Origin of the sequence: Bradyrhizobium sp. JYMT SZCCT0428, assembly GCF_018131075.1 — a bacterium.
In the GTDB taxonomy this organism is placed as follows: domain Bacteria; phylum Pseudomonadota; class Alphaproteobacteria; order Rhizobiales; family Xanthobacteraceae; genus Bradyrhizobium.
The window spans coordinates 168117-181036 of sequence record NZ_JAFCLS010000010.1 but is presented as its reverse complement, the minus strand read 5'-3'; the positions used below and the strand labels follow the sequence as shown (position 1 = coordinate 181036).

Sequence of the window (12920 nt, the reverse complement as noted above, 5' to 3'; positions counted from 1 at the left end):
CCGGCAGGCGGAGTATTTGTCGGTCCCGGGATTGACGGGCGGATGAACTCAGGGAACAGGCCCGATCAAGGTGGCGTGCAGGAGATAGCGATCCGGCCCCGGCGTCAGCGCCTCGAACGGCCAGCAGGTCGACAGCACCAGCTGATATCCGTCGCGCAACGGATCGATGCCCGAAGCATCGAAACGCACGATCGAGGTCGAATCCGCGCGATATCGGAATTTCTTGCCGTCGCGGCGCGTGACGTCGATCTCGTCGCCGATGACGACATTTTGCAGGAAGCGGAAATGTGTGTCGCGGTGCGCAGAGTAGACCGCCACGCCGCGCTCGCCCGCATCGGGCGTGTTCTCGACATGACCCGGCCCGAACGCGAGCGCCTGGCCGCTGCTGCCGGCCAGCACAATGGTGCTGGCATGGATCCGCCTCACCTCGATGCGGGCCACCGGCCAGGTATCCGCCCATGACCACGGTTTTGTCTCGCGGCCGGTGGCAATGCTTTCCGTGAAGGCGCGCTCGAGCAGGATTTGCGCGAACGATGCCTTGGCGTGGATGTAGCCGCCCTGGCCGAACAGGATGAGGCCGGTGGCGGCGAGGAGGAGAGGGAGGATGAAGCGGCGCATTCTTCGATGTTCTCGTCGCAATGACGGTTCGAAAAAAGTCGCGCGCGCGACCCTGGGGGACGGAGGGCCGCGCGCGCATTCGGGAGGAGCTTGGGGGGCCTCCTCCGTCAAGGGGGCGTCAGGGGATCAACGCCTGGCGCCGATTGAACGCTAACAGGACGAGACTGAATATGAGGAAGATCACACCCAGGATCATTCTCAGCTCGGCGTCGGTCGCCGTCTTCGGGAGCTGGACCGTGCCCGGCGATACCGTGACCGCAGGGGCCGTGCGTTTCAATGCCGCGACCTGAACCCTGGCCTCGCCGGCATCGGCGCGACGTTCCGTCGGCGCGACCGGCAGAAGCGGGCGTTCACCGAACACTTTGGCGAAATCCCAACCGGCCGGCAGGTTGATCGGCAGTTCCGAAACTTTCAACGGTTCGCCTTCGGGACGGCTCGGCGTCTTGTCGACCGCGACGAGACTGGTCAGCCGCGTCACCAATTGATGATCGAGTGCGAGCGCGAGGATGGTCTTGTCGGCATCCTCCGGGCTCTCCTGTCGCGTGGTGCGCGCAACTTCGGCATCGGCAATCTTGCGCCGCGCCCATAGTTTCGACAGGCCCTTGCCTTCGGCCGCATTCGCCAGCGGAAGCGTCACCACCCACGGACGGTCACCGATCCGGCCCTTGATCTCGACCGAGCCGGCGAGCTTGCCGAGTTTGGCGGCAAGGATCAGCGGCTCATCGCGGTAGAGGTCCGGGATCGCCGATGGCGTGATGTCGGCGGTGGCGTCGGAGAATTTGGCAGTGAGATTGGTCACCGCGGGATTCTCCAGCTTGGAAAACAGCCCGCGCATGCGCTCCTCGACCTGTTCCACCGAGCCGATATGGGTGAAGGCGCCGCGGCCGAGTTCGGCGGCGCGCGTCATCAGATGGGTGTTTGGCGCGGAGCCGATGCCCACCATGAAGATGCGCGAGCGGCCACGCAGCGCATTGATGGCCTCGAACAATTGCTGCTCGTTGCCGATCGCGCCGTCGGTCAGGAACACGACCTGACGGACATAATTGGTATCGCCGCCGGGGGCCGTGTCGCTGAGCGCGGCGCGCATCGCCGGCACCATTTCGGTGCCGCCATTGGCTTGCAGCGCGCCGACGAACGAAGTGGCCTGACCGACACGCTCGCGGTCAGCCGGCACCGAGGCCGGGAACAGCATCTCCATGGTGTGATCGAAGCGGATCACGTTGAAGCGGTCGGTGGGCTGCAGGCGGCCGAGCGCGTAAGTGAGGCTGGCCTTGGCCTGGATGATTGAGACGCCGCCCATCGAGCCGGAATTGTCGATCACGAATATTACCTCGCGCGGCAGTGGCTTTTTGTCGTTCTGCTCGACCGAAGGCGGTGTCACAAAAGCGAGCAGATAATCGTTGCCGCCGACATGTTCGCGGAACAGGCCGACCGACGGCGCTTTTTCCGCGGCAGGCTTCCAGGTGAGTTCAAAGTCGCGATCCGCCGGCACCGCGCCTTCGGCGAGCTTGATGATGCGCGTGCTGCCGTCGGGGCTTTCGGTCTTGATGGTGTGATGATGGCTCTTGATCTCGCCGAGCGGGAAGCCGGCCTGCAGCCGCACCGTGATGCTGGTCGGATTGACCGGCGCGTTGGTCGCGGGATCGAGCACGTGCGGAGAGATGCGGTCGCGGTCCGGAACAGGATCGGACTTGCTGGCGCCCCAGCCGCCGCCACCGGGCCGGAAATCGACGCTTTGCACGACAGGTGCGGGATTGTAGCGCGGCCCGATCACCATCGGCAGCCGCAGCGAGAATTCATTGCCGCTCTGTGCGACCTGCTCCTGATACTCGATCTGCACCAGCACGGTTTCGCCGGGGCCGATATTGGCGACCGAGTTGGTGAAGATGTTCGGCCGCTCCTGTTCGGTCAGCGCCGCCTTCTGTCCGTTGCGCGCCGCCTGCTCATAGATGATGCGGGCCTGTTGCCGCTCCTTGATGTCGCCGACGATGACGCGGTCGCCGACCACCATATTCAGCGTATCGACGGCGCCGCCGGACGGCAGCGGATAGACGTAAACCGCCTCGACCCAGTCTTGCGTCGGGTTGCGGAAAACCTGTGTGACACGGGCGCGGACCGTGGGCCCGGACACGGTGATATCGACATCGATGCCGAGCCGCGAGGCATCGGCGTAGCCGTCCTCGGTCTTCAGCAGCAGCGAACCGGAGCGGGCATCGCCCGGCTTGAGGAAGGCGGTCTGCGTGCGCTCGGCCGACCAGGCCGGCAAACTCAAAAATAAGGCCGCAAATCCGATCAGGAGTGCGGCGGCGCCTTCAAAGGCGAAGAACAGGATTACGCGCATTTTGCGCGACAGGCGCGTACGCCTGTCGGGCTGGATTTCACCGCAAATCGTCATTTCCTTCACTCCGTGCGACGTGTTCGTCGTGGGAAGGAATCTCCGGTAACGCGCTGACTGGCGCGAGCGGAATGATCGGCATTGTTCAGCCCGACGCCAGCGCCGTGCGCCACGGCAGGAGCGGCTTTGTGCGGGTTTGTGATGGATTGTGCGTCTGGTAGAGTACCCAAACAGGCCGAACAGGGGTGACGATGCCGACGCCGGACAAGCAGCTTTCCGCCGAACAAAGCCGGCAGATCGCCGATACCATTCGGGAAGAGATCGCCCGCCGCCGCATCTCCCGGCAATCGCTGGCCGAGCTCGCAAAACTCAGCCTTTCGACGCTGGAGAAGGTGCTCGGCGGCCGCCGTCCGTTCACGCTCGCGACCACGGTGCGGCTCGAACAGGCGCTCGGCGTATCGCTGCGCAAGACGCCTGACGCGCCGGCGCCGGCCGCTGCCGTCAACGGCGACATCGCGCCGGATGGGTTGGGCGCCTATTCGCGCCGCGCGGTGGCGTGGATCGAAGGCGCTTATGTCACGATACGGCCGTCGTTCGGCGACAAGGACGCGATCTTCGCCTACCTCACCGAGATTGTCTGGAGCGATGCGGCCTCATCGCTCGTATTCCACGAAGGCGAGCGGCAGGATGCCCTGTACACCCAATTCGGCGAAGTCGCGGTGCCGAACCAGTCCGGCCACATCTATCTCGTCACCAACCGGAACGGTCAGCATCGCCTGATCACGGTGGCGCGCGTGGCGATATCTGGTGAAATGTACGGCATCATCACCACGCTGCTGGCGGGGCGCGGTTCCATGCTGACGCCGATTGCTGCTCCGATCGCCTATGTGCCGATCAAGATGGTCGCAAACCCGAGTTTTGGGCGCATTTCGTCCGATAATGTCAATTATGCGCTGTATCGCGAGCGTCTGCGGCGGACGATCGACGAGCCGTTTGCCATGTTTTTACCCGGTTAACCGTTGCGCCCTTGTATTTGCCGCAATCGTCGCCTATATCCGGTCTATTCGAATTGTCGTTTGCCTTGTTGACTACGCCGACACCGGCCCATCCCCAAGACATCGTTGAAATCGGATCAAGCTCACGCGGAGGTCGTGTGAGCAAAGCGCATTTGTGCATCTTGGAGATAGTTACATGGCTACCGGAACAGTTAAGTGGTTTAACGCGACCAAGGGTTTTGGCTTCATTCAGCCCGACGATGGCGGAACGGACGTGTTCGTTCACATCTCGGCTGTCGAACGCGCAGGCCTGAGCTCGCTCAACGAAGGTCAGAAGATCTCGTTCGAAGCGAAGAAGGACCCGATGCGCGGCAAGACCAGCGCTGAGAACCTTCGCGTCGACTAACAAAGGTTGCTGATTACGGATTACCACGGATGTACTGGGATCCTCTAATTAGCCTCTGATACAGAAGCCCGCCGATGCAAATCGGCGGGCTTTTCGTTGCCAGCACATCATCACGAGGCAATGGCCTTGTCGGTCGGCTTCGACACGCTGAAATTCTTTCGCAGCGTCGGCTTGTGAATCTTCCCCGTCGCGTTGCGCGGCAGCGCGTCGACGAACTCGATCAGCCGCGGGCATTTGAACCGCGCCAGATTGGCCTGGCAATGCGCGTGGATCTCGTCGGCTGACAGCGTATGGCCGGGCTTGATCGCGACGATCGCCATGCCGACTTCACCCCATTGCTCGTTCGGGATGCCGATCACGGCGGCTTCGGCGATGGCCGTCAATTGATGCAGCACGCTCTCGACCTCGGCCGGATAGACGTTCTCGCCGCCCGAAATGTACATGTCCTTCCAGCGGTCGACGATGTAGTAGAAACCCTCTTCGTCGACGCGCGTGGCGTCACCGGTGTGCAGCCAGCCGTCGGTGAAGGATGATTGATTGGCGTCCGGCCTGTTCCAGTAGCCCGGCGTGACGTTCGGTCCCTTGACCCAGAGTTCACCGAGTTCGCCGACATCGGCGTCTGACCCATCAGGGCGAACGATCCGCACTTCCGTATGCAGCACCGGCTTGCCGGAAGAGCCGGCCTTGCGCGCGGCGTCCTCCTTGTCGAGCGTCAGCACCGCGGGGCTGGTCTCGGTCATGCCGTAGCCCTGCTGCAGGGCGACGCCGCGGGCTTCCCATGTTTTCAACAGCGGCACCGGCATCGGTGCGCCGCCGACACCGCCGATCACGAGCCGGCTGAAATCGGCTGCAGCAAATGATGGATGCTGTGACATGAACTGGTAGATCGCGGGCACGCCGAAGAACTGGTTGATGCCTTGTGCGGGATCGCTGATCAATTGCAGCGCGAGCCCAGGATCGAACGCGCGCATGATCAGCACGGTGCCGCCGGCGTGCAGCACAGGGTTGGTGTAGCAGTTCAGCCCGCCGGTGTGGAACAGCGGCAGCACCGTGAGCAGCACCGACGACGGCGAGATGTACGCGGGGCCGCCGAGATTGACGCAATTCCAGAACGTCATGCCGTGGGTGATGATCGCACCCTTCGGCTGGCCCGTTGTGCCCGAGGTGTACATGATGGTCGAGATGTCATCGAGCGTGACCATCTCCGCGCGATCGAGCGGTTTTGACGCGGCGATCGCCGTCTCATAGGAGCCGCCGGGACCGAGCAGCAGTGCCGATGACACGTTGCAGAGTTTGGCGACCGATAGGGCGACCTCGGCAAGATCGGTGTCGTGGATCATGACTTTGGGCGAGGCATCGCCGACAATGAACTGCAGCTCGGGAACGGTGAGGCGGGTGTTGAGCGGCAGGAACACGGCGCCGATCCGGAAGCAGGCGAACTGCACCTCCAGCGTATCTGATGTGTTCAGCGCCAGCACCGCGACCCGGTCGCCGCGCGCGATCTTGAGTTTGTCGCGCAGATGCGTGGCGAGCAGCGAGATCCGCGCATCAAACTCCGCATAGGAAAGCCGGCGCTGGCTGGCGAGGTCGATGACAGCGATTTTATGCGGCGTGCGACGGCCGAAATGGGCGATCCAGTCGTAATAGCGGACGGACAAGGTTTCCTCCACATCCGGCGGTCTCGTGCTGCCGGTTTGCTTGATGGCATTCTAGCAGTTGAGAAGTCATATGGGGATACTGTCTTGCGTGGAGTGGCTGGGAGTGGGCGACGCACCAGCCGGTTTAGGTAGATCACGCGTCGTCCCGGCCTTCGCCCGGACGACAGGAATAGAATCACGCAAACACACCTTCACGATCTCGCCGCGCATTGCGCCCGAGGCTTGCCATCGAATCTCCTTAACCCTCCATAGAGGGTGCAGGGAATGCCGGGCGCGCCGCACCCGCGGTCTCGTGTGCGATTGAGTCAGACTCTGAGAAACGGGGGAGCGAGCTACTTCACGAACCCCGCAGCAACTCGCTGATGACATTGAACTGGCCGTCGCGAAACTCGACCATGTGGCCGTCCTTGATGGGTCGATAGTCTTTCGGTGAGGTGTTGAGCTTGACGCCCGGCATCAAGAGCGGCAGTTGCACATCCCTGAGGTTGGCGGCCTGCGCCATGATGTTCTCGCGGCTCAGATCGTTCTTGCACTGCTCCAGCACCACCACCAGCGCCTGGGCCACCATGTAGCCATAGCCGGCGGCGAAATTCGCCGGATCGACATTCGGCACCCGCGCCTTCATGAATTCGCGGTAGGCGATCAGGTCGGGATCTTGGGAGTCGGCCGCATAGGGCTTTAACGATCCGACCGACATGATGCCGCTCGCGGCCTCCAGGCCCGCCGGCACCATCACGGTTTCTTTGTTGGCGCAGCCCGAGGAGATGAAGCGCATCGGCCGCCAGCCGGTCTCATAGGCCTTGCGGATCGCCTGCGCGCAGGCGCGCGGCGTCACGCTGTAGATCAGGAAAACGTCGGCCTTGGTGTTGGCAAGCGTCAGGATCTGCGAATCCACGCTGGGATCGGCGACTTCGAAGCTCGATGCCAGCGCGATCGCCTTGTCGGCGTCGGCGCCAAGCGCCTCTTTGACGCCGCGCAGGTAATCCTTCCCGGCGTCATCGTTCTGGTAAAGGATCGCAAATCGTGCGTTTGGATTCTTGGCGCGCGCATAGCGCACGTCGATGCCGGCTTCCTCGACGTAATTCGGCGCCCAGGGCAGCGCCATCAGCCAGGGCTGGTTGACCGGATCGTTCCATTTCGACGCGGATGAGATCAGGAACAGGTGCGGCACTTTGGCGCCGTTGAGATATTTCGCGGTCGCCGAACTCGGCGCGGTGCCCATGGTGCCGAACATGAAGGCGACGTTGTCGCTTTCGACCAGCCGCCGCGTTGCCTCGACCGTCTTCGGCGGTGAGAAGCCGTCGTCGAGCGAGACCATGTTGAGCTTGCGCCCGTTGACGCCGCCCTTCTCGTTGACCATGTCGAAGTAGCCCGCAAAGGCCTTGCCGACGACGCTGAGCGCCGAGGCCGGGCCGCTATACGGCATGATGTTGCCGAACTTTATTTCGGTAGCGGTAATGCCGGGTTGTTGGGCGAGGGCAGCTGACGATGCGGCGAGCGACAGCGCGAGGAAAATGGCCGGGACAGATTGGCTCCATCGGATCATGCTTCATCTCCCCGGCGTTTTGCCGATTTTGTGTTATTGCTTTTTTGCAGAAGGCTAGGGCATGGCCGGGGAACCGGTCTTGCGTTGAGTTGCTGGCGCGGGCGCCGGTCAGCCGCTCAACGCAAGTTTACGCCTGATGATTCAGGCATCGTGATTCCGTCGGGAGGACAGCATGCTGGAGCGGACAAAGGCGAACAGCCCGTTTTACAATGCGGATCACGAAGCGTTTCGCGACGTGATGCGGCGCTTTGTGACGCGTGAGATCGAGCCCTATGCCCATGAATGGGACGAGGCCGGCGAGTTTCCGCGCGCGCTCTACGCCAAGGCCGCCGAGATCGGCCTGCTGGGGCTCGGTTTCCCCGAGGAATATGGCGGCGTCGCTGCCGACCAGTTCATGAAAATCGTCGCCTCGCAGGAACTCGCGCGTGCCGGCGCGGGCGGTGTCTCCTCCAGCCTGATGAGCCACACCATCGGCTCGCCGCCGATCGCGCGCGCCGCCCGCCCCGAGATCAAGGCGCGGGTGCTGCCCGAGGTGCTGTCGGGCAAGAAGATATCGGCGCTGGCGATCACCGAACCGAGCGGCGGCTCCGACGTCGCCAATCTCCGCACCAAGGCGCGCCGCGACGGCGACCATTATGTCGTCAGCGGCGAAAAGACGTTCATTACCTCGGGCATGCGGGCCGATTATCTGACCGTCGCGGTGCGTACCGGCGGTGAGGGCGCCGGCGGCGTCAGCCTGCTCCTGATCGAGGGCGATACGCCGGGGCTTTCGCGCACCAAACTCAAGAAGATGGGCTGGTGGGCGTCGGACACCGCGACGCTGCATTTCGACGAATGCCGCGTGCCGGTCGAAAACCTGCTCGGCGAGGAAGGCCAGGGATTCAAGCTGATCATGCACAACTTCAACAGCGAGCGGATGGGCATGGCGGCGAGCTGCACGGCTTACGCGCGCGTCTGCGTCGAGGACGCGATCGCCTACGCCAAGGAGCGCCAGACTTTTGGAAGACCGATCGCGCAGCACCAGGTGATCCGCCACAAGCTGGTCGACATGGCGCAAAAGGTCGCGGCCTCGCAGGCGATGCTGGAAATGCTGGCATGGCGGCTCGGCCAGGGCGAAAGCCCGGTCGCCGAAATCTGCATGATGAAGAACCAGGCGACCCAGACCATGGCGTTCTGCGCCTCTGAGGCCGTGCAGATTTTCGGCGGCGCCGGCTTCATGCGCGGCATCAAGGTCGAGCGCATCTACCGCGAGGTGAAGGTCAATGCCATCGGCGGCGGCACGGAGGAGATCATGAAGGATCTGGCGTCGAGGCAGATGGGGCTCTGACGATAAACAACCGTCATGCCCGGGCTTGTCCCGGGCATCCACGCCTTGACGGTGGTTCAGCAAGAAAGACGTGGATGGCCGGGACAAGCCCGGCCATGACGAGAAAACCAAGTTCCGTATGGAGCCGACTAACACATGCTCTTCACCGCCGACCACGACGAACCGCGCCGGGCCTTGCAAAAATTCATCGCCGCCGAAATCAATCCGTTCGTCGACGAATGGGAGGAGGTCGGACAGTTTCCCTCGCATGAACTGTTCAAGAAGCTCGGCGATCTCGGCTTCCTCGGCCTCAACAAGCCCGTCGAATTCGGCGGGCAGGGGCTTGATTACAGCTACGCGCTGATGATGGCCGAAGAGCTCGGCGCCATCCATTGCGGCGGCGTGCCGATGGCGATCGGAGTGCAGACCGACATGGCCACCCCGGCGCTGGCGCGGTTCGGCTCCGATGAAGTGCGCCGCGAATTTCTGGCGCCCGCGATCGCGGGCGATGCGGTGGCCTGCATCGGCGTGTCCGAGCCGGGTGCCGGCTCCGATGTCGCTTCGATCAAGACCAATGCCCGCTCGGATGGCGACGATTACGTCATCAATGGCGGCAAGATGTGGATCACCAATGGCGTAAAGGCGGACTGGATCTGCCTGCTCGCCAACACCAGCGACGGGCAGGTCCATCGCAACAAGTCGCTGATCTGCGTGCCGATGGAGAGCAGGGGTGTCGAGGTCGCGCGAAAACTCGACAAGATGGGCATGCGCTCGTCCGACACCGCGCAGATTTTCTTCGACAATGTCCGGGTGCCGAAGCGCAACCGCATCGGCGAGGAAGGCAAGGGCTTTACCTACCAGATGGTGCAGTTCCAGGAGGAGCGGCTATGGGGCGCCGCGGCCTGCCTCAAGGCACACGAATATATCATTGCCGAGACCATCGAATACACCCGCAATCGAAAAGCGTTCGGCAAAACCATCCTCGACAACCAGGTGGTTCATTTCAAGCTTGCGGAAATGCAGACCGAGGTCGAGCTGTTGCGCGCTCTAATCTACCGCGCCGCCGAGGCGCTGGTGGCGGGCGAGGACGTCACGCGTCTTGCGACCATGGCAAAGCTCAAGGCCGGACGGCTGGGACGCGAACTCACCGATGCCTGTTTGCAATTCTGGGGCGGCATGGGCTTTATGAACGAAACACACGTCAGCCGCGCCTATCGCGACAGCCGCCTGACCTCGATCGGCGGCGGCGCCGATGAGGTGATGCTGACGGTGTTGTGCAAGATGATGGGCACGCTGCCGGGAACCAAAGGGGACGCCTGATGATCACGCTTTATCACTGCGACGGGGCGCGCTCGTTCCGCCCGCTCTGGATGCTGGAAGAGCTCGGGCTGCCCTATGAGCTCAAGATGCTGCCGTTTCCGCCGCGGGTGTTCGCCAAGGAATACCTCTCGATCAATCCGCTCGGCACCATTCCCTTCATGGTCGATGGCGAGACCAAAATGACGGAATCGTCGGGCATCTGCCACTACATCGGCACCAGATACGGCCCGACGCCGCTGATCGTCGGGCCCGACGAGCCCGCCTATGGCGCGTTCCTGAACTGGATGTATTTTTCCGACGCCACGCTGACCTTTCCGCAAACGCTGGTGCTGAGATACAGCCAGCTCGAGCCCGAGGAGCGCCGCAATCCGCAGGTCGCCGGCGATTATGCCAAATGGTTCCTCGGGCGGCTGCGGGCCGTGGAAGCCGCCACCGGTAAATCGGAAACGCTGTGCGCGGACCGCTTTACCGCCGCCGATATCGCCAACGGCTATGCGTTGCGGCTGGCCGGAAATATCGGTCTGGCCAAGGATTTCGGGCCCAATGTCGCAGCCTATTGGGCGCGGCTGCAGGCGCGGGATGGTTACCAGCGGGCGGTGGCGGCGGAACAAAAGGCCGGCGTCGAGCAGAATGTGGCGCCGCGGATAAGGAACTGACGCCCCCTCCGTCATTGCGAGGAGCGCAGCGACGAAGCAATCCATCTATCCGTTATGCCGCGCTATGGATTGCTTCGCTTCGCTCGCAATGACGGCTTTTATCGGCATTTGCGGTCCTGTTTGGGCCAATTCTCGTCCGTGACAGCCCCCCATTTTCAGCTATGGTTGCCCCCATCGCAGCGGCCCAAGAGCCGCGCGAGGAGGATGCACCATGGACGACGCCTTGGACGACATGGGCCGGAAATCGGGCCATCTGATGCTGATCACTCCGGAGCGCGTGTTTTACGCGGGCCTGCTCGGCCGGCCGCGGGAACGCTGCTCGGGTGCGTTCAACATCTATGTCGCGATCGAGGGCGGGTTGCGGCTTACGGCCGAGGGCCGGAACAGCCATGCCGAAATGTTCGCGGTGCTGCCGAACATCAGGCATACCATCGCCAGCGATTATCGTTCGGTTCTGAGCGTCGTGATCGAGCCGGAAAGCGTTTGTCCCGGCGTGCTCGAAGACCTCGCCGCGCGGCTGTCGGGGCCTGAAGGCAAAGCCTTTGCCGACCGCATTCGCGCCGCCTATCTCGCCTTGCGCGAGCATCATGCGGGCGAGGATTTCTCCGGCGCCGAGTTCGACTTTCTGTGCCTTGGCGAAGCCCTCCCGCAACGCGTGCTCGATCCACGCGTGGCGCGCGCCATACTGCAGATCGGAAGATTCTGCGGCGAACCGGTGACGGCCGCGAGCTGCGCGGTGGAAGCAGGCCTCTCGCCGTCGCGCTTCCTGCATCTGTTCAAGGAAGAGACCGGAATCTCGTTCCGCTCGTTCCGTGCCTGGAAGCGGGCGCGGCATTTGCTGCATTTCGCCAACCAGGACATCAACCTTGCGCATCTCGCGCAGGACATCGGCTATCCCGACTCCACGCATTTCAGCCACTCGATCCGCCGCTTCTACGGCTTGAAGCCGCGCGCGATCTTTTCCGGCTCGCGCGATCTGGCGATCTACCGCAGCAATCGCACCGGCGGCGCCAATAGCGGGTTGACGCAAGAAGCGGGCTGATGCGGGCCGCATGATCGCCAGCGCATGATCCGGAAAAGTGTGAAGCGGTTTTCCGAACGGATCATGCGCAAAACAAAGGCGATTTCCGCCCATTTCCGAAGGCTGATCCAAAGGCTGATTCATGAGCGACAAGGCCGTCATTACCTGTGCGCTGAACGGCGTGCTGACCGACCCGAAACAGCACAACGTGCCTGTCACGCCCGAACAGATGGCGCGCGAGGCCAGGGCCGCGTTCAACGCCGGCGCCAGCATCATGCACATCCATCTGCGCCAGCAGCAGCCGGGCAAGGGCCACCTGCCGTCGTGGGAGGTCAGCGTCAGCAAAGAGATCCAGCAGGCGGTGCGCGAGGCCTGCCCCGGCGTCATCATCAACCACACCACGGGGACCTCGGGCCCGAACTATGGCGGCGCGCTCGATTGCGTGCGCGAGACAAAACCCGAAATCGCGGCCTGCAACGCCGGCTCACTGAATTACCTCAAGGTGAAATCCGACAATACCTGGGCCTGGCTGCCGATGATGTTCGATAACGCGGTCGAGAAGGTGCAGGATTATCTCGACGCGATGAAGGTCGCGGGCACGATTCCGGAGTTCGAATGCTTCGATGTCGGCATCGTCCGCTGTGTCGGCATGTACCGGCAGACCGGCATGTACGAAGGGCCGCTGGAGTACAATTTCGTGATGGGCGTAGCCTCTGGCATGCCGGCCGATCCGGACCTGCTGCCGATCCTGCTGAAGCTCAAATTGCCGGAAGCGCACTGGCAGGTCACGGCCATTGGCCGCGCCGAAATCTGGCCGCTGCACCAGCGCTGCGCCGAGCTCGGCGGTCACTTGCGCACCGGGCTTGAGGACACCTTCTATCTCGCCGACGGCGCCAAGGTGACCTCCAATGGCCAGTTAATCGAAGCCATCGCCGCCTGCGCCCGCCGCGCCGGCAGAGAGATCGCTAGCCCTGCCGAGGCAAGGCAGATATTTGGGACGAGGCATTAGTGCCGTCATTGCGGGCGAAGCGAAGCAATCCATAGCGGGTTCCAAAGAAA

Annotated in this window: 11 protein-coding genes; 7 read left to right on the top strand and 4 right to left on the bottom strand. The window is 63.0% G+C overall.

Going from position 1 to position 12920, the window contains the following annotated elements:
* Positions 1 to 48 precede the first annotated feature (48 nt).
* On the bottom strand, positions 49 to 618 hold the full coding sequence (locus tag JQ575_RS12950) for a class GN sortase (protein ID WP_212033565.1): 570 nt from the start codon (positions 616 to 618) through the stop codon (positions 49 to 51).
* 118 nt (positions 619 to 736) lie between these two features.
* The gene (locus JQ575_RS12945; protein ID WP_249166633.1) at positions 737 to 2959 is read right to left on the bottom strand and encodes a marine proteobacterial sortase target protein; all 2223 of its coding nucleotides are present in this window, start codon (positions 2957 to 2959) and stop codon (positions 737 to 739) included.
* Between the two features lie 245 nt (positions 2960 to 3204).
* On the opposite strand from JQ575_RS12945, the gene JQ575_RS12940 reads away from it, so the two are divergent.
* Positions 3205 to 3969: a helix-turn-helix transcriptional regulator gene (locus tag JQ575_RS12940; protein WP_212033563.1), complete on the top strand. Its 765-nt coding sequence runs from the start codon at positions 3205 to 3207 to the stop codon at positions 3967 to 3969.
* Positions 3970 to 4144: 175 nt separating this feature from the next.
* Positions 4145 to 4354, top strand: coding sequence for a cold-shock protein (locus tag JQ575_RS12935; protein ID WP_192735591.1), 210 nt, complete (start codon positions 4145 to 4147; stop codon positions 4352 to 4354).
* Positions 4355 to 4464: 110 nt separating this feature from the next.
* Here JQ575_RS12935 and JQ575_RS12930 read toward each other — a convergent pair whose 3' ends face one another.
* A complete protein-coding gene (locus JQ575_RS12930) occupies positions 4465 to 6012 on the bottom strand; it encodes a long-chain fatty acid--CoA ligase (protein WP_212033562.1) in 1548 nt (515 codons plus the stop codon).
* A gap of 337 nt (positions 6013 to 6349) precedes the next feature.
* Entirely contained in the window at positions 6350 to 7558 is a 1209-nt protein-coding gene (locus JQ575_RS12925) for an ABC transporter substrate-binding protein (RefSeq protein WP_212033561.1), read from the bottom strand.
* A 172-nt stretch (positions 7559 to 7730) separates the two neighbouring features.
* Between JQ575_RS12925 and JQ575_RS12920 the strand changes: the two genes are divergently transcribed.
* The 5 genes from JQ575_RS12920 (at position 7731) to JQ575_RS12900 (ending at position 12870) form a co-directional block, all read left to right on the top strand.
* Positions 7731 to 8885 carry an acyl-CoA dehydrogenase family protein gene (locus tag JQ575_RS12920; RefSeq protein WP_212033560.1) on the top strand — a complete coding sequence of 385 codons (1155 nt, stop codon included), beginning with the start codon at positions 7731 to 7733 and terminating at the stop codon, positions 8883 to 8885.
* A gap of 135 nt (positions 8886 to 9020) precedes the next feature.
* On the top strand, positions 9021 to 10184 hold the full coding sequence (locus JQ575_RS12915; protein ID WP_212033559.1) for an acyl-CoA dehydrogenase family protein: 1164 nt from the start codon (positions 9021 to 9023) through the stop codon (positions 10182 to 10184).
* Positions 10184 to 10840, top strand: coding sequence for a glutathione S-transferase family protein (locus tag JQ575_RS12910; protein ID WP_212033558.1), 657 nt, complete (start codon positions 10184 to 10186; stop codon positions 10838 to 10840). The genes JQ575_RS12915 and JQ575_RS12910 overlap by 1 nt, the downstream gene beginning before the upstream one ends.
* 223 nt (positions 10841 to 11063) lie before the next feature.
* Entirely contained in the window at positions 11064 to 11882 is an 819-nt protein-coding gene (locus JQ575_RS12905; protein ID WP_212033599.1) for a helix-turn-helix domain-containing protein, read from the top strand.
* A gap of 121 nt (positions 11883 to 12003) precedes the next feature.
* A complete protein-coding gene (locus JQ575_RS12900; protein WP_212033557.1) occupies positions 12004 to 12870 on the top strand; it encodes a 3-keto-5-aminohexanoate cleavage protein in 867 nt (288 codons plus the stop codon).
* The last annotated feature ends 50 nt before the right edge of the window (positions 12871 to 12920 follow it).